Here is a 15829-nt window from a genome sequence, read left to right on the forward strand (position 1 = left end):
CGCCGGGGCCCGGACAGGCCTCAACCGCCGAGCGAATCCGCCAGCTGGGAGGCCAGTTTCCGGGCCATGTCCTGCATTTCCTCGCTGTCCGGCACGACTCCGAGCGTCGCCGACTGCTCCGCGTACTCGATGGTCACCATGACGTTCGACGTGCGGAACGCCACAGTCACGGTGCGCTGTTTCGCGGTGGAACCGGAGTCGCTCAGCTCGTCGTCGACGTACCCCTCGTCACCCAGGTCGTCGAGGAGCCGGGGCTGCAGATCGGTGGGCGTGGCACTGCCGGAGGGGCTGGAGGAGGCGTCGCCGGACGGCGCGGAGCCCGAGGGCGTGGCGGAGGGCGAGCCGGACGACGAGGCGCCCGACGGGGACCCCGACCCGGGCGGGGAAGAGGGCGGGGAGGAGGACGAGGACACCGACTCGGAGACGACCGGCTCGGGCAGGTCCGCGGCCTCCACCCGCTTGGCGAAGAGCTGTTCGGCCTGGCTGTCGTCGCTCACGGAGTTGTCGTACGACACCACGCGCTCGAAGTCGACGAAGAGGTGGTTGGTGGCCTGGGCCGACTCGACCTTCCAGCGGCAGCCGACCTTGCGGTCGGTGTCGTACGCGAGCGTCGGCTCCCCCTTGTACGCCTTGTCGCGCTGCGCCTCGTCCGGGATCTCCTCGATGCCGGGCAGCAGCGCGTCGAGCGTCTTGTCGCCGACCGCGCCGCACGGCTCCGGCAGGGTCCGGTACCTGCCCGGCTCGGCGGCCTCGGTGGTGACTCCCGGCCGGCCCGGGTTGGAGTTGTCCGACGTGGCGCCGTCGCCGGAGCCGCCGGTGCAGCCGGCCAGCAACGCCGCCAGGCAGGCGGCGACGCCGGGTACGTAGGCCTTCCGCTGCACGGTGCGGCTCCTCTCGCCGGGGTGGCTGTGGTCCGGGACGCTCGGATCGCTTCGGGACTCCAGTGTCCCCGCTGGTTAATCGCTTGCCGCACGGGGGCGCCCCCTGGAGACAATGTGTATCGCACGCGCTGCCGTGAACGCCGGTCAGTTGTCCTTTTGGCTGTCATTGGCTCCGGTTTTTGCGCTTCGATACTTCTGTTTGTTTCCGGGGGAATGAGGACGATATGTCGTACGTGGAAATGCCGGGCGCGAAGGTGCCGATCAGGATGTGGACCGACCCGGCGACGGTCGAGGAGGGCGCCCTTCAGCAGCTGCGCAACGTCTCGACCCTGCCGTGGATCAAGGGCCTGGCGGTCATGCCCGACGTGCACTACGGCAAGGGTGCGACGGTCGGCTCCGTGATCGCGATGCGGGGCGCGGTGTGCCCGGCGGCGGTGGGCGTCGACATCGGCTGCGGGATGTCGGCGGTCAAGACGTCCCTGACGGCGAACGACCTGCCTGGCGACCTCTCCCGCCTCCGCTCGAAGATCGAGCAGGCGATTCCGGTGGGGCGGGGGATGCACGACAGCCCCGTCGAGCCGGGGCGCTTCCACGGGCTCGCGACGAGCGGGTGGGACGACTTCTGGGGGCGGTTCGACGGGGTCGCGGAGGCGGTTCGCTTCCGTAGGGGGCGGGCGGCTTCTCAGATGGGAACCCTCGGGCAGGGCAACCACTTTGTGGAATTTTGCATCGATACATCCGATTCGGTGTGGCTCATGCTGCACTCCGGTTCGCGCAACATCGGCAAGGAACTCGCCGAGCACCACATCGGCGTCGCCCAGAAGCTCCCGCACAACCAGGGCCTGATCGACCGCGACCTCGCGGTGTTCGTCGCGGACACCCCGCAGATGGCGGCGTACCGCAACGACCTGTTCTGGGCACAGGAGTACGCGAAGTACAACCGCACGCTGATGATGGCGCTCTTCAAGGACGTGGTCCGTAAAGAGTTCAAGAAGGCCAAGCCTGTCTTCGAGCCGGAGATCTCCTGCCACCACAACTACGTGGCGGAGGAGCGGTACGACGGGATGGACCTGCTGGTGACCCGCAAGGGCGCGATCCGCGCGGGTTCCGGGGACTACGGGATCATCCCCGGTTCCATGGGCACGGGTTCGTACATCGTGAGGGGCCTCGGGAACGACAAGTCCTTCAACTCCGCCTCCCACGGCGCGGGCCGGCGCATGAGCCGGAACGCGGCCAAGCGGCGCTTCTCCACCAAGGACCTGGAGGAGCAGACGCGGGGCGTGGAGTGCCGCAAGGACTCGGGCGTGGTGGACGAGATCCCGGGCGCCTACAAGCCGATCGACCAGGTCATCGACCAGCAGCGCGACCTCGTGGAGGTCGTGGCGAAGCTGAAGCAGGTCGTCTGCGTGAAGGGCTGAGTCAAGGCTCCCCGCTCGCGCGGGGAGCCTTGACTCACGCGGGCTCTGTCAGCTGGGCATGGTGGCTTGGCCGGAGCGCAGGCGCCACATGCGCAGGTTGCAGCTCTGCGGTGTCCTGTCGAGCACCCCGGCGGCCGCCGTTGGGCTGTTGAGCTTCAACAGGATGCGGTCCTCGGTCTCGTTCCAGCGGCGCGCTGTGTGGGCGGACCTCATGCCGGCCGGGCGTACCCACGTGGCCAGCGAGTCGGCAGCCGCGTGCTTGCGCGCCAACGACAGGCAGTCGGGGTAGTACAGGTCGGCTGCCAGGCGTTGGGCCGCCTCCATGGCGTACATGACGTTGTAAACGTTGTCCCGTGCGTTGCGCTTGATGGTGCGCTGGACTCCGGTCACTCTCCGGGTGTAGTCGCACAGGTAGTGGCCGATGGCGGTGCTGGCTGTGGTGAGTGAGACGAAGGGGAATCCCTTGCTGGTGTAACCCACCGATCCGTCGGCATCGATCACGCCCCGGAGGTAATCACGACGGGAGAAATCGCCGCGTGGCGGCGCGATCGTCGCGGACTTGCGTCCGTAAGGGAGGCCGAGGTCGTTGAGGAGTGTTCTGGCCGCGAGGGAGCACAACGTCCAGGTGACCGAGGTGTGGTTCGCGGCGAAGTTCGTGGATCTGGTGCGCTCCGAAATGGTGCTGTTGTACGGCGTCAGCGCGCGGAACTGGCGCAGGAGGCCGATGTCGCGGGCGGCGAGTTCGACGCTCAGTTTGCCTTTCTGGCCGACGCCTTGCTGTAGGTGCCCGTCCGCTTGCAAGAACCCGAACATGTACGCGTACTCAGGGACTGTGAGGTCCATGAACCGATGGCCGCTAGGCTCGCGTTCAGCCACAGGGAAGCTCCACTTCCTTGCTGGTCAGGCTCTCGGTCAGGACCGGCATCCCGGCCGAGGGCCGACACGATTGATGTGGTGACGCGAGCCTAGATTTTCAGTTCAACCGCCGTTCGGTTGATCGGAGTTCTTCACTCCTGTGAGTTACGCCCGAGCGTCAGCCCTCCCGGTGCACCTTCGTGTTGGAGGCCTGGGCGCGGGGGCGGACCACCAGGAGGTCGATGTTGACGTGGGCGGGGCGGGTGATCGCCCAGGTGATGGTGTCGGCGACGTCGTCGGCGGTCAGGGGGGCGGCGACGCCCTGGTAGACCTTGGCCGCCTTGTCCTGGTCGCCGGCGAAGCGGGTCAGGGCGAACTCGTCGGTCTTGACCATGCCGGGCGCGATCTCGACGACGCGGACCGGGCGGCCGACGATCTCCAGGCGCAGTGTCTCGGCGAGGACGTGTTCGGCGTGCTTGGCGGCGACGTAGCCCGCGCCGCCCTCGTAGGTGGCGAACCCGGCGGTCGAGGAGACGACGACCACCGTGCCGTCCCCGCTCGCCTCCAGCTTGGGGAGCAGGGCCTGGGTGAGGTTGAGGGTGCCGAGGACGTTCGTCTCGTACATCCGGCGCCAGTCCTCCGGGTCGCCGGTGGCCACCGGGTCGGCGCCGAGCGCGCCGCCGGCGTTGTTGACCAGGACGCCGATCGTCTTGAAGGCCGTGGCGAACTCGTCGACGGCCGCGCGGTCGGTGACGTCGAGGGGGTACGCCGTGGCCTGGTGCCCGGCGGCCTGGATCTCCTCGGCGAGCGCCTCGATGCGGTCCTTGCGGCGGGCGGTGAGGACGACCCGGTAACCCGCCGCGGCGAGCTGCCGGGCCGTGGCGGCGCCGATGCCGCTGCTCGCACCGGTGACGACGGCGATGCGCGAGGCGGCGGACGGGGCGGCTGCGGTGGCCATGGGCTGCTCCTTGATCGGTGCTGGACGTCGCCGTCCAGGGTAGTCAGCCGCCGTTGCGGGGCGCCCACATGATCACGGCCATCCCGGCCAGGCAGACCAGCGCGCCGGTGATGTCCCACCGGTCGGGGCGGTAGCCGTCGGCGACCACGCCCCACAGGATCGAGCCGGCCACGAAGATGCCCCCGTACGCGGCGAGGATGCGGCCGAAGTGGGCGTCGGGCTGGAAGGTCGCGACGAAGCCGTACGCGCCGAGTGCGAGGACCCCGCCGGCCGCCCAGAGCCAGCCGCGCTGCTCGCGCACCCCCTGCCAGACCAGCCAGGCACCGCCGATCTCGAAGAGGGCGGCGACGACGAAGAGGGCGGCCGAGCGGAGAATGACCATGGCGGTCAGCCTCGCATGCCGCTGTCCGGGTCCCCGGAGCCGGCCGGATCCGTCTCCGCCGCGTACGCCGTCGGCGGCACCCCCACCGTCGCCGTGAAGTCGCGTACCAGATGCGCCTGGTCGGCGTAGCCGAGCTCGGCGGCGAGGGCGGCCCAGTCGATGCCGGTGCGGGTGCCGGCGCGCTCCAGGGCCTCGTGGATGCGGCACCGGAGGATGACCCACTTCGGGCTGACGCCGACATGGGTCGCGAAGAGCCGCTGCAGGGCCCGCACCGACACTCCCTCCGCCCGGGCGAGGTCGCCGACGCGGCGCACCGTGCGGTCGGAGCGGATGCGGTCGACGAGGGCGACGGCGTGGTCGGCCTGCGGGTCCGGGGCGCAGTCCAGGGTGAGCAGGAAGGCGTCGAGGGCGGCCACCCGGTCCCGGTCGGCGGCGGGGGTGACGACGGCGTCGGCCGTGGCGTCCGTCACCTGGGGGAACACCTCCCGGGCGGGCAGGGCGCGCCCCGTCCATCGCGACACCGGCGTCCGGGGGGTGTACGGCCGGAAGCCGCCGGGCCGGAATTTCGCGCCGCAGACCCGGCCCCGTCCGGTCAGCTTCCGGGTGTACAGGCCGAGGGCGACGCCGGTGACCTCGGCGTAGGGCGGGCCCTCGTCCTCGTCCCACTGGAAGGTGAGGTTGACGCAGGGGTGCGGTACGACGTGGGAGGCGTAGGGGGCGGGCAGGTCCCAGTCGATGAGCCAGTACCACTCGACGTACCGGCGCAGCGGCTCGGCGGGCGCGTGCCGGCGGAACCGCACGCGGTGGAGCAGCGCGGTCGGGTCGACGATCCCGCGGGTGTCGTGGCGGGGTGCCTCCATGGCCGGATCGTACGTCGCGCTTCCCCGGGTGTCGCGTTTGTTCAAGAAGGGCGGCCCCCGACGTCCCTACGGTCGGAGCATGGACACGAACAGTGCGAAGGCGTACGGCATCGGCGAGCTGCTGGCCATGGCGCGTGAGCGGGCCGCCCCGGTGGTGCGGGGTGTTTCGGACGTGGCGCTCGCCGCTCCCACGCCCTGTGCCGAGTACGACGTGAAGGCGCTGGTCAACCACCTCTTCCAGGTGGTCGAGCAGTTCCAGCGGCTGGCCCGGAAGGAGGCGTCGGCCTTCGGCGAGACGCCGGACCGGGTCGCCGGGAGCCCCGAGTGGCGTGAGCGGCTGGTGGCCGAGGCGGACCGGTTGGCGGCGGCCTGGTCGGCGCCCGGTGCCGAGGAGGGGACGACCGGCGGGATGGACATGCCCGCGCGGCTGGTCGGCTCGATGGCGCTGCTCGATCTGACCGTGCACGTGTGGGACCTGGCGCGGGCGACGGGCCAGGAGTACCCGGGTGCCGACGAGGCGGTCGTGGCGGAGCTGGCGGGCGCGGTGGCGGAGCTGGCGCCGACGGCCAGGGAGATGGGCATGTTCGGGGTGCCGGTCGAGCCGGCCGCGGGGGCGTCGGGGTTCGAGCGGCTGCTCGCGGGGACGGGGAGGGATCCGTACTGGCGGTGAGGCTCCGCGTGCGGGAATAGTGCCTGGTCGTTCTCCGTTCTCCGGGTATAGTTGAAGCATCAACAAACCGGAGGTTGAGCGACCATGCAGTTCGGCATTTTCAGCGTCGGCGACGTCACGCCCGACCCGACCACGGGCCGTACGCCGACCGAGCGTGAGCGGATCAAGGCCATGGTCGCCATCGCGCTGAAGGCCGAGGAGGTCGGGCTCGACGTGTTCGCGACCGGCGAGCACCACAACCCGCCGTTCGTCCCCTCGTCGCCCACGACCATGCTCGGCTACATCGCGGCCCGCACCGAGCGGCTGGTCCTCTCCACCTCCACCACCCTCATCACCACCAACGACCCGGTGAAGATCGCCGAGGACTTCGCGATGCTCCAGCACCTGGCCGACGGCCGGGTGGACCTGATGATGGGGCGCGGCAACACCGGACCCGTCTACCCGTGGTTCGGCAAGGACATCCGGCAGGGGATCAACCTCGCCGTCGAGAACTACGCCCTGCTCCACCGCCTGTGGCGCGAGGACACCGTGGACTGGGAGGGGAAGTTCCGCACGCCGCTGCAGGGCTTCACGTCCACGCCCCGGCCGCTGGACGGCGTCGCGCCCTTCGTCTGGCACGGCTCCATCCGCTCGCCGGAGATCGCCGAGCAGGCCGCGTACTACGGCGACGGCTTCTTCCACAACAACATCTTCTGGCCCGCCGAGCACACCAAGCGCATGGTCGAGCTGTACCGGGCCCGCTACGCCCACTACGGGCACGGCACCCCCGAGCAGGCCGTCGTCGGCCTCGGCGGGCAGGTGTTCATGCGGAGGAACAGCCAGGACGCGGTGCGGGAGTTCCGGCCGTACTTCGACGTCGCGCCCGTCTACGGGCACGGCCCCTCCCTGGAGGAGTTCACCGAGCAGACGCCGCTCACGGTCGGCTCGCCGCAGCAGGTCATCGAGAAGACGCTGGCCTTCCGCGACTACGCCGGCGACTACCAGCGCCAGCTGTTCCTGATGGACCACGCCGGCCTGCCCCTGAAGACCGTCCTGGAGCAGCTCGACCTGCTCGGCGAGGAGGTCGTGCCGGTGCTGCGGAAGGAGTTCGCCAAGGACCGTCCGGCTCACGTGCCGGACGCGCCGACCCACGCGTCCCTGCTGGCCGCCGCCCGCAAGGACGCCTCCGGGGACGTCCGCGAGGAAGGAGTACCGGCATGAGGCTCGTCGTCGTCTCGGCGGGACTGAGCGTCCCGTCGTCCACCCGGCTGCTGGCCGACCGGCTGGCCGCCGCCACCGCCGGGCAGACGTCGGCGGAGGTTCAGGTGATCGAACTGCGCGACCTCGCGGTGGAGATCGCGCACACCTTCACCAACGGTTTCCCCGCGCCGCCGCTGGCCGACGCGTTCGCCGCGGTCGCGGAGGCCGACGGGCTGATCGTGGTCACGCCGGTGTTCTCGGCGTCGTACAGCGGGCTGTTCAAGTCGTTCTTCGACGCGCTGAGCGTCACCGACGAGGACGCCCTCGCCGGGAAGCCGGTCCTGATCGCGGCCACCGGGGGCACCGCCCGGCACTCCCTCGTCCTGGACCACGCCCTGCGTCCGCTGTTCGCGTACCTGAAGGCCGTCGTCGTCCCCACCGGGGTGTACGCCGCCTCCGAGGACTGGGGCGCCGAAGGGCTCGACGGCCGGACCGCGCGGGCCGCGGGCGAGCTGGCCGCGCTGATGACGGGCCTGTCCGGGGCCGCCCGCCAGCTGCCCCGGCGCGACTCCTTCGAGGAGGTCGTGCCCTTCGAGCAGCGGCTCGCCGCGCTGCGGCCCGCCGGGTGAGATCCGGGCGGTTCCGGGGTGGGACGGCGGGTGGTCCCGGTGGGGAAGCCGGGCCCGTCCGGCCGGGGCGCCGCCGGTCTTGGCAGACTGGACGGGTGCCCCGGACTGTTCTGCTCGCCGAAGACGACCGCGCCATCCGGCACGCCCTGGAGCGCGCCCTCACCCTGGAGGGGTACCGGGTCACCGCGGTCGCCGACGGCGTCGAGGCGCTGGCGCAGGCCCACCGCCGCCGGCCCGACGTCCTGGTGCTGGACGTGATGATGCCGGGCATCGACGGCCTCCAGGTCTGCCGGGAGCTGCGCGCCGAGGGTGACGCCACCCCGATCCTGATGCTGACCGCGCTGGTGGAGACCGCCGACCGCATCGCGGGCCTGGACGCGGGCGCCGACGACTACGTGGTGAAGCCCTTCGACGTCGAGGAGGTCTTCGCCCGCCTGCGCGCCCTGCTGCGCCGCACGGACCGAACGGACCGCCCGGACCCCGCCGAGCGCGCGGAGGCCGACGCCGGCGTCCGGTCCGCGGCGCCCGAGGAGGCGCCGGACGACCGGTACCCGCAGGCCGCCGGCCTGCGCATGGACCCGCGGGCCCGCCGCGCCTGGCGCGACGGACGCGAGCTGGAGCTGACCCGCACCGAGTTCGAACTCCTCGAACTGCTGGTCCGCAACGCGGGCACCGTGCTCGACCACGCCACGATCTACGACCGCATCTGGGGCTACGACTTCGGCCCCGGCTCCAAGAACCTCGCCGTCTACGTCGGCTACCTGCGCCGCAAGCTCGACCACCCGGGCGCCCCGCAGCTGATCCAGACCGTGCGCGGCGTGGGTTACGTCCTGCGGGCCGACTGAGTGGGCGCCTCCCCGCTCGGGCGCCGGCCCCGGCTGCTGTCGCTGCGGACCACCTTCGCGGTGTCCTTCGCGACGATCACCGCCGTCGTCACCGTCCTCGTCGGAGGGCTGTCCTACAACGCGGCGGCCCGACTGGTCCGGGTGGACCAGGAGTCCGTCTTCGAACAGGCCGCGCGGGACCTGCGGGCCGAGGTGCGCCGGCTGCGGCTGTCGCCGGGCGACTTCTCCTCCTCCGCGCCCGGCCACGACATCGTGCGCCCCGCCCGCACCGACGTACAGGTCCTCGGGCCGGACGGCACCGTCCTGGACCCGGCCGAGCCCCGGCTCCCGGTGACCGGCGCCGACCTGCGGGCCGCCGGTGCCGCCGAGGCAGGGCGGGTGGTCCGGCACGACGACGTCGACGTCGGCACCGACGTCTTCCGGGTGGCGACCGTCTCCCTCGGCGGCGGCCGGGGCGCGGTGCAGGTGGCGCAGGAGTTCAGCGACACCGAGGACCTGCTGCGCGCCCTGCAGCGGCGGACGCTGGTCCTGATGGCGGCGGTGGTGCTCGCCGCGGGCCTGTTCGGCTGGTGGCTGGCCCGGCGCATCACCCGGCGCCTGGTGGTCCTCACCTCCGCCGCCGAGAACGTCGCCCGCACCCGCCGGCTCGGCGTCCCGGTCCCGGTCACCGGACCCGACGAGGTGGGGCGCCTCGGCCGCGCCTTCGACCTGATGCTGGGCCGCCTCGCCCAGTCGGAGGAGGACCAGCGGCGCCTGGTCCAGGACGCCGGGCACGAGCTGCGGACACCGCTGACCTCGCTGCGGACCAACATCTCGCTGCTGCGCCGGATCGACGAACTCCCTCCCGCCGCCCGGGAGGAACTCGTCGCCGACCTGGGGCAGGAGGCCCGGGAGCTGACCGACCTGGTCAACGAACTGGTCGAGCTGGCGGCCGGCCAGTCCTCGGGCGAGCCCCCGCAGCCGGTCGACCTGGCGGACCTCGCGTACGACGTGGCGGCGCTGGCCCGGCGCCGCACCGGCCGCGAGATCGGCGTACGCGTCTGCGGCGAGACCACGGCCGACGGGCGGCCCGCCATGCTGACCCGCGCGCTCTCCAACCTGGTCGAGAACGCGGCGAAGTTCGACCCGGACGGCACCGGCCCCATCGAGGTGGCCGTCGCCGGACCCGCCCGGCCGGGCCCGATCCGAGTCGAGGTCCTCGACCGCGGCCCCGGCATCGCCGACGCCGACCTGACCCGCGTCTTCGACCGCTTCTACCGCGCGGCCGACGCCCGTTCCCGGCCCGGTTCGGGCCTCGGCCTGTCCATCGTGCGCGAGGTCGCCCTGGCCCACGGGGGCGCCCCGTTCGCGTACCGGCGGGACGGCGGCGGCACGGTGATCGGCTTCACGGTGGTCCCGTCGTCGGCGGGTGCGCAGGACGCGGCGGGGGGAGCGGGCAGGCGCCCGTAGGCCCGCCGCTTCGGAAGCGCTTCGGAAGCGGTTCGCCGCTGGTGCCGGAAGCGGGCGCGCTGGTGCGCTGTGCCCATGCCGACGTCACCGGTGGCCCTGGGCCCCACCGCTGTCGCCGGCGCCGGCACCGGTGTCGCGGGTCCCGGTGCCGGCGCCGACGTCGGTGCTGGTGCCCGGGACCCCCTGGGTGCGCAGAAAGGCGCCGAGGGCGGACAGGTCGGTGCGTTCGAGGTCGGCCGGGCGGATCACGACGCGCAGTTCGGGGGCGGTGGCCGGGTCCCGGCGGCAGTGCGCGGCGAAGCTCTCGACGATCATGAAGAGCAGCTGGGTGCGGTCGAGTTCGACGATCCGGGCGAGGCCGGAGCCGATCAGGGGGATCGCGACCGGCTTGAACATGCCGTACCGGGCGACGGCCGGCCAGAGGGTGTCCAGGCTCGCCCGCAGGGCGGCCGGTCCGGAGCGGGCGACGAGGTCGTTGCCGAGCCGGGAGTAGGCCACGGCGAAGACCCGGCGGCCGTCCACCGTGAGCGGCACGGTGGTGCCGAGCGGATAGCGGACCCGGCGGCCGCGCGGCTTGTCCTGGGGCCGCTCCGTGCGCAGCGGGGTGAGCCCTCGCAGTCCGGCCTGGATCCGGTCGTCGAGGAGCTTGCGCTCGCCGCCGAACAGCCGCTGCACCAGCTGCCCCTGCACGCTGTCCCGGCTGATCACCAGGTCCTGTTCGGTGGCGGTGTCGAAGGTGTCGGTGAACCCGACCACCAGATTGGCGTCCTCCTGGTCGAACAGGTCGCCGCGCACCACCACCAGGTCCCCGGCGCCGGGGACGGGCTGACGCAGCAGTTCCTGCCCGTGCCGCTCCCGCAGCCGCGCCCGCAGCGAGCCGAGCAGCTCGGCGACGTCCTGGTCGTCCGGCCGCTCCCGGGCCATCTGCTGGGCGACCGGCAGGGCGAGGTCGTGCCGGCCCAGGTCCATCCGGCTGCGGATCAGCTGGCGGCGGGCCGTCTCGCGCAGCGCGAGCAGCCGGCGGACCAGCGGCCGGGCGAAGTCCTCGTCGCCCGCCTCGGCCAGGGGGCGGCCGCGGACCAGGGCCAGCGCCGCCGCCAGCCGGTCGGCGGCCGACGCGGGCGCCGCGAGCAGCGCCGAGTTGACCAGGTCGGTGAACTCCGCGCAGTCCAGCTGCTCGGGCGTGAGCACCAGCCGGTACGCGGTCTCGGGCGCCGGTGCGGCCAGCAGCTGCTCGGTGCGCAGCACCCGGGCGCCGTCACCGTTCTGGGCGGGGTCGAGGGCGCGGCGCAGTTCGAGGACGCGCTTCTGCACCTCGTTGCGGTGCCGCCCGGACTGGTGCGGCTGCTCGCCGCCCACCGCCCACACGTCGCGGTGCAGCGTGCGGACCGGTACGGACTCGCCCTCCGCCGCCACCAGCCGGACCAGCAGCCGTGTCGTCAACGGCGTCAACCGGGCCGGTTCACCGTCGACTTCGAGACCTGCCGGGCCCAGGACCCTCACACGGATGCGCGCCATACAAGTGGTCTCCACTCGTTTCGCCCTCTTCCGCCGAGTGGTCACGGGGGAGGTTTCGGCAGCGTATCAATTGTCCGTTTGGGGGAGTTGGGGATTCGGGCGGTTCGGGTGGCGCACCGGACCGAGGGTCCGACGGTGGCGGTGGCGGGCAGGGGTCGGCCCCCGGGACGCGTTCCGACGTGCGGGACGCGTCCCGGGGGCCGCCTGCGCCGGTCCCCCGAACGGCGCGCGGATCCGCCGGGCTACGGCCGGCGGTGGTAGGCGGACAGGTGCTGGAACGGGTAGGTGTGGCGCCAGTCCGAACCGGTGTCGTTGACCGTGCAGCCCGCCAGCTTCAGCCGTTCCACGATCTTGCCGAGCGCCGTCCCGGAGCCGTCGAAGCGGATGACGTTGCGCCCGGCGATGTCGGCGATCGGCCGCAGGCCGCCCACCTCGACGATCAGGGTGCGCTCGGGGTACGCCATCAGCACCATGCCCAGCTCGATCAGCACGTTCGGGCGCGGCTGGCACACGGGCCGGGTCTCGTACTCCGGCTCGTTGTGGCCCTGCAGGTCGCGGTGGAGGCTGACGACGTCGTCCGGGGTGAGCAGCACGAGCGCCGCCTGGGCCTGCGCCGGGGCGCCGGCGACCACGTCACCGAGGAAGGGGGACGCGTGCCCGGTCGCTCTGACCAGGTCCTCCCACTCCTTGGGGCGCAGGTCGAGCCGGCGCAGCAGCTCGAACATCTCCCGTCGCACCTGGTCGTCCCGGCCGTGCACGACGAAGACGCTCCGGGCCCGGTCGGCGTCCGAGGGCATCGGCACCGCGTTGCGCCGGACGCCGTCGGCGTACGGATGCCCGGACGGTGCGGCCTGCACCGGGGAGTTGTCGCCGAAGGTCTGGGTGCCGCCGTTGCCGACGCTCTGGTTGCCCCCGAAGTTGTTGGTGCTGCCCTGGCCGAAGTCGTTGCCTTGGAACTTCTGGGCGCTCATGCCGGTCGTGCCTCCCTGGTGATGCCGGAGTTGTTGCCGAAGGTCTGGGTGCCGTTGTTGCCGACGCTCTGGTTGCCCCCGAAGTTGTTGGTGCTGTTGGCCCCGAAGTTCTGCTGGAGGATGTTGGTCTGGTTCGCTTCGTGCTCGCGGGTGTCGACGTCGTGGTCGCGCAGGAAGTCACCGACGATCTGGAGCAGGTGGCGCTCGATGATCTGGATGTACTTGATCGCGTCCGACTCCTGGAAGAAGTGGTGGAAGTCGTTGCCGGGCGCCAGTTCGCGGACGCTGGTGAGCGCGCCGCAGTCCACGGAGGTGAGCGCGTAGCGGCCCAGCCGGAACTCGCTGGTGTCGTTGGGCTGGCTCACCAGGGTGCGTACGGTGTCGGTGCCGAAGCGGCTGGGCAGCCGCTCGCGCAGCGGGTTGAAGACCAGGCGCAGCAGTTCGCCGGGCGCGCTGCGGGTCACGTCCCAGGCGATGCGCAGCATGAGCCGGCCGTCGATGGTGGCGGGCAGCCGGTCGGCGAGGTGGAAGCTCTCCGGCACGGGTCCGAGCACGTAGGTGTAGAACTCGGTGTGCAGGGTGCTGCCCTTGATGTCGAAACCGATGAACACCGAGGTGACCAGCTCCTGTTGCCAGGCTCCGATGCGGATGCACAGGTACTCGCGCCGGGCGTCGTAGTCCTCCCGCCAGTGCTCGTCGCCGTCCTCGGGGTCGGGCGCGTCCAGGAGTACGGCGACGGAGTCGCCGCCCTCGGCCGTCCGGACCGCCTTGGTGAACCTGCGCCGGTCGACGGAGAGGAGCTGGATCCGGTCGCTGGGCGCGGGCTTGTCGCGCAGCTCGGCGAGCATCTGCTCGCTGACGCGCCCGGTGATGTCCTCGACGGTGAACGGGATGATCGGCTTGCGCTCGGCCGGGGCGTGGTCACCCGCGCCGTCGACCGGGCCGTGCTGCGCGGGGAAGTGCCCGTTGAGCAGGGAGCCCGGGCCGGTGAGCACACCGTTGCGGGACACCGGGGCGCCCAGCAGCAGCTCGGCGTTGGCCCAGCGGCGGATGGAGCTTCCGGCGCCGACGAACGGCTTGTAGCCGCCGTAGTAGACCGTGTCGGAGGCCTGCTGACGGTTGATCTTGCCGACCAGCTCCGGGGTGAAGCGCGAGGTCATCGGGTAGGCGCCGTCGAAGCCCGGGCGGCCCTCCGAGGCCGGCGCGAGGTGCTCGGCGAGGGTCTGGAGGATGGCCAGGCGGCGCAGGAACATCGTGGCCCAGGCGACCCAGAAGAAGAGCAGCGCCGCACCGAGGCCGCTCAGCAGCCCCGTGGCGAGCAGCAGTACGACGACGGCGGTGCCCGCGCCGAGGGCGGCCAGCTGGTTGCGGCGCAGGTTGTGCGCGGCGAGGGCGTGCGCGAGCACGGGAGCGGCGTCGTAGCCGTAGGAGGGGGCCACCATCCGGTAGGAGTGGGTCAGCAGCTCCCGGATCACCGCCTTGCGGTAGACGGGGTCGAGGTAGGTGCCGGCGCAGAGCAGGCGGGTGACGTTGCTGGTCGCGTCCGGCGGCGGCGGGGCGGCGTGGGTGGTCATGGTCCTCAGTTCCCTTCCCGCACGTCGGCGGCGGTGATGACGCCGTCGCTCACCGTGTAGGTGCCTTCGAAGGTGGCCGACGTGCCGTCGGTGTCCCAGGCCACGACGGTGACCGACACCTCGTCGCCGGCCGTCGAGTTCACGGTGACGTCGTCGCGGTCGGTCGTCTCGAAGCCGGCGACGAAGTGGTCGTAGTCCGGGTCGAGGTTTTTGCCGCCCAGTTCCCATGCGGCGGCGAAGTCGCGGTTGTTGATGGCCTCGAAGTACGCGGTGACCGTCGCCTCAGGCCCGTCCTCGTCGGTGAGGGCGGGGTCGTCGGAGGGAGTGTCCGTCGGGTCGTCGGTGGCGGTGCCGTCCGTGCCGTCGCCGTAGGTGCCGTCGCCGTACGGGTCGTACGGGTCGTCGGTGGTGCCGTCGCCCCACAGGCCGGTGTCGTCGCCGGCCGTGCCGCCGGAGCCGTCGGGGCTGGTGCCGTCGTCGTACGTGCCGTCGTCGGGGGTGTCGCTGCCGGAGGTCTCGTCGTCCGAGGTGCCGGAACCCCAGTCGGGCAGTGCTCCGCTGCCGTAGAAGTCGTCGGTGGCGGGGGCCCCGTCGTCGCGGCCGGCCGTGGCGAGCACGACGGCCAGCACGATTATGAGGACGAACGGGATCGCGATGACGGTCAGGGCCTGGTTGCGTACCTGGCCGGGCGTGAGTGCGAGTCCCGGTGCCGGGTAGGAACCACGGGCGCCGGGCGGAACGCGGGTATTACTCATCTGTCACCTCATTGCCGCCGGTATCCGGACGGGCGGATACGGCACGCGCCCCGAGTGGGCCGATGTGCCTTGTGCATCGACCGATCCGATCAGGGTCGGCGCTTCCGGATCCAGATTTCTGGCGTTCCGATGCGCTTCCGATCGGCTTCCGGTATGGGGGAGGCAGCGGCTCCGACCTGGAGCGAATATACCCCCGGGGGGTATGGTTGCATGAGTGGCCGAGATACGCCGAGGGAAGGGGAACCGCCATGGATCACATCGCCCACCACGCGTCCTGGGGGACCGCTGCCGGGGCGACGCTGCACTGCCTGACCGGCTGTGCCGTCGGCGAGATCCTCGGCATGGTCATCGGCACCGCGCTGGCCTGGGGAAACGCGCCGACCATGGCGCTGGCGATCGCGCTCGCGTTCCTCTTCGGCTACTCCTTCACCCTGTTCTCGGTGGTGCGGGCCGGCCTCGGCCTCAGGTCCGCGGTCAAGGTCGCGCTGGCCGCCGACACCGTCTCCATCGCGGTGATGGAGCTGGTCGACAACGGGATCGTCGCCCTCACGCCGGGTGCGATGGACGCCCACCTGTCGGACGGCCTCTTCTGGGGCGCCCTGCTCGGCGGGCTCGCCGTCGCCTTCGTGCTCACCACGCCGGTCAACAAGTGGATGATCGGCCGCGGCAAGGGGCACGCCGTCGCGCACGCCCACGCCCACCACTGAGTCGCCCTCGCCCGGCCGCCGGCGCGTCGCAGGCCGGCCGCGTCCCTCACGACGTGGCCGGTCTCGTCACCACGTCTCGGAGTCGTCGGGCGCCCCGGCCCGCGCCCGCCCCCCCCGCCAAACCCGAAACCACACCCGAGCCGCACACCGACAAGCCGCAGCCGCGTTCGAACCCCGC

At 72.1% G+C, this 15829-nt stretch carries 16 protein-coding genes; 7 read left to right on the forward strand and 9 right to left on the reverse strand.

The genetic code is table 11. The annotated features are described in order from the left end of the window. Positions 1–20: 20 nt before the first annotated feature. Positions 21–881 carry a DUF3558 domain-containing protein gene (locus DMH12_RS20100; RefSeq protein ID WP_125492920.1) on the reverse strand — a complete coding sequence of 287 codons (861 nt, stop codon included), beginning with the start codon at positions 879–881 and terminating at the stop codon, positions 21–23. A gap of 224 nt (positions 882–1105) precedes the next feature. Between DMH12_RS20100 and DMH12_RS20105 the strand changes: the two genes are divergently transcribed. After that, entirely contained in the window at positions 1106–2299 is a 1194-nt protein-coding gene (locus DMH12_RS20105; protein ID WP_125492921.1) for an RtcB family protein, read from the forward strand. Between the two features lie 48 nt (positions 2300–2347). Here DMH12_RS20105 and DMH12_RS20110 read toward each other — a convergent pair whose 3' ends face one another. From DMH12_RS20110 to DMH12_RS20125, 4 genes are all read right to left on the reverse strand, one after another. Continuing rightward, complete coding sequence (locus DMH12_RS20110; RefSeq protein WP_185832426.1) at positions 2348–3142, reverse strand: LAGLIDADG family homing endonuclease; 795 nt, start codon at positions 3140–3142, stop codon at positions 2348–2350. A gap of 190 nt (positions 3143–3332) precedes the next feature. After that, a complete protein-coding gene (locus DMH12_RS20115; protein ID WP_125492923.1) occupies positions 3333–4112 on the reverse strand; it encodes an SDR family NAD(P)-dependent oxidoreductase in 780 nt (259 codons plus the stop codon). Between the two features lie 43 nt (positions 4113–4155). Continuing rightward, positions 4156–4494, reverse strand: coding sequence for a YnfA family protein (locus tag DMH12_RS20120; protein WP_125492924.1), 339 nt, complete (start codon positions 4492–4494; stop codon positions 4156–4158). 5 nt (positions 4495–4499) lie between these two features. Further along, positions 4500–5354, reverse strand: a complete 855-nt coding sequence (locus DMH12_RS20125) for a helix-turn-helix domain-containing protein (RefSeq protein ID WP_125492925.1) — start codon at positions 5352–5354, stop codon at positions 4500–4502. 79 nt (positions 5355–5433) lie between these two features. Here DMH12_RS20125 and DMH12_RS20130 point away from each other — a divergent pair, with 79 nt between their 5' ends. The 5 genes from DMH12_RS20130 (at position 5434) to DMH12_RS20150 (ending at position 10126) form a co-directional block, all read left to right on the forward strand. Beyond that, a complete protein-coding gene (locus DMH12_RS20130; RefSeq protein ID WP_125492926.1) occupies positions 5434–6024 on the forward strand; it encodes a TIGR03086 family metal-binding protein in 591 nt (196 codons plus the stop codon). A gap of 84 nt (positions 6025–6108) precedes the next feature. Further along, positions 6109–7224 carry an LLM class flavin-dependent oxidoreductase gene (locus DMH12_RS20135; protein ID WP_125492927.1) on the forward strand — a complete coding sequence of 372 codons (1116 nt, stop codon included), beginning with the start codon at positions 6109–6111 and terminating at the stop codon, positions 7222–7224. Then, positions 7221–7832, forward strand: a complete 612-nt coding sequence (locus tag DMH12_RS20140) for an FMN reductase (RefSeq protein ID WP_125492928.1) — start codon at positions 7221–7223, stop codon at positions 7830–7832. Before DMH12_RS20135 ends, DMH12_RS20140 begins: the two co-directional genes overlap by 4 nt. Before the next feature lie 95 nt (positions 7833–7927). Then, a complete protein-coding gene (locus DMH12_RS20145; RefSeq protein WP_125492929.1) occupies positions 7928–8677 on the forward strand; it encodes a response regulator transcription factor in 750 nt (249 codons plus the stop codon). Further along, entirely contained in the window at positions 8678–10126 is a 1449-nt protein-coding gene (locus DMH12_RS20150) for a HAMP domain-containing sensor histidine kinase (protein ID WP_125492930.1), read from the forward strand. Between the two features lie 84 nt (positions 10127–10210). On the opposite strand, the gene DMH12_RS20155 is transcribed toward DMH12_RS20150, so the two are convergent. The 4 genes from DMH12_RS20155 to DMH12_RS20170 form a co-directional block, all read right to left on the reverse strand. Next, entirely contained in the window at positions 10211–11644 is a 1434-nt protein-coding gene (locus DMH12_RS20155; protein WP_125492931.1) for a macro domain-containing protein, read from the reverse strand. Between the two features lie 242 nt (positions 11645–11886). Further along, positions 11887–12615, reverse strand: a complete 729-nt coding sequence (locus tag DMH12_RS20160; RefSeq protein WP_125492932.1) for a TIR domain-containing protein — start codon at positions 12613–12615, stop codon at positions 11887–11889. Further along, positions 12612–14189 carry a hypothetical protein gene (locus DMH12_RS20165; protein WP_125492933.1) on the reverse strand — a complete coding sequence of 526 codons (1578 nt, stop codon included), beginning with the start codon at positions 14187–14189 and terminating at the stop codon, positions 12612–12614. The genes DMH12_RS20160 and DMH12_RS20165 overlap by 4 nt, the downstream gene beginning before the upstream one ends. A 5-nt stretch (positions 14190–14194) precedes the next feature. Further along, the gene (locus DMH12_RS20170) at positions 14195–14944 is read right to left on the reverse strand and encodes a hypothetical protein (protein ID WP_125492934.1); all 750 of its coding nucleotides are present in this window, start codon (positions 14942–14944) and stop codon (positions 14195–14197) included. A 248-nt stretch (positions 14945–15192) separates the two neighbouring features. On the opposite strand from DMH12_RS20170, the gene DMH12_RS20175 reads away from it, so the two are divergent. Continuing rightward, positions 15193–15651, forward strand: a complete 459-nt coding sequence (locus DMH12_RS20175) for a DUF4396 domain-containing protein (RefSeq protein WP_125492935.1) — start codon at positions 15193–15195, stop codon at positions 15649–15651. The last annotated feature ends 178 nt before the right edge of the window (positions 15652–15829 follow it).

The sequence above is a fragment of the Streptomyces sp. WAC 04229 genome (assembly GCF_003947455.1).
Classification (GTDB): Bacteria; Actinomycetota; Actinomycetes; order Streptomycetales; family Streptomycetaceae; genus Streptomyces.

What these genes read in the sequence shown, in the direction of transcription:
- DMH12_RS20115 (WP_125492923.1), bottom strand. Translation starts at nt 4,112, where the DNA reads ATGGCCACCGCAGCCGCCCCGTCCGCCGCCTCGCGCATCGCCGTCGTC.
- DMH12_RS20110 (WP_185832426.1), bottom strand. Translation starts at nt 3,142, where the DNA reads ATGGACCTCACAGTCCCTGAGTACGCGTACATGTTCGGGTTCTTGCAA.
- DMH12_RS20140 (WP_125492928.1), top strand. Translation starts at nt 7,221, where the DNA reads ATGAGGCTCGTCGTCGTCTCGGCGGGACTGAGCGTCCCGTCGTCCACC.
- DMH12_RS20165 (WP_125492933.1), bottom strand. Translation starts at nt 14,189, where the DNA reads ATGACCACCCACGCCGCCCCGCCGCCGCCGGACGCGACCAGCAACGTC.
- DMH12_RS20170 (WP_125492934.1), bottom strand. Translation starts at nt 14,944, where the DNA reads ATGAGTAATACCCGCGTTCCGCCCGGCGCCCGTGGTTCCTACCCGGCA.
- DMH12_RS20130 (WP_125492926.1), top strand. Translation starts at nt 5,434, where the DNA reads ATGGACACGAACAGTGCGAAGGCGTACGGCATCGGCGAGCTGCTGGCC.
- DMH12_RS20105 (WP_125492921.1), top strand. Translation starts at nt 1,106, where the DNA reads ATGTCGTACGTGGAAATGCCGGGCGCGAAGGTGCCGATCAGGATGTGG.
- DMH12_RS20155 (WP_125492931.1), bottom strand. Translation starts at nt 11,644, where the DNA reads ATGGCGCGCATCCGTGTGAGGGTCCTGGGCCCGGCAGGTCTCGAAGTC.
- DMH12_RS20135 (WP_125492927.1), top strand. Translation starts at nt 6,109, where the DNA reads ATGCAGTTCGGCATTTTCAGCGTCGGCGACGTCACGCCCGACCCGACC.
- DMH12_RS20120 (WP_125492924.1), bottom strand. Translation starts at nt 4,494, where the DNA reads ATGGTCATTCTCCGCTCGGCCGCCCTCTTCGTCGTCGCCGCCCTCTTC.
- DMH12_RS20175 (WP_125492935.1), top strand. Translation starts at nt 15,193, where the DNA reads ATGGATCACATCGCCCACCACGCGTCCTGGGGGACCGCTGCCGGGGCG.
- DMH12_RS20160 (WP_125492932.1), bottom strand. Translation starts at nt 12,615, where the DNA reads ATGAGCGCCCAGAAGTTCCAAGGCAACGACTTCGGCCAGGGCAGCACC.
- DMH12_RS20125 (WP_125492925.1), bottom strand. Translation starts at nt 5,354, where the DNA reads ATGGAGGCACCCCGCCACGACACCCGCGGGATCGTCGACCCGACCGCG.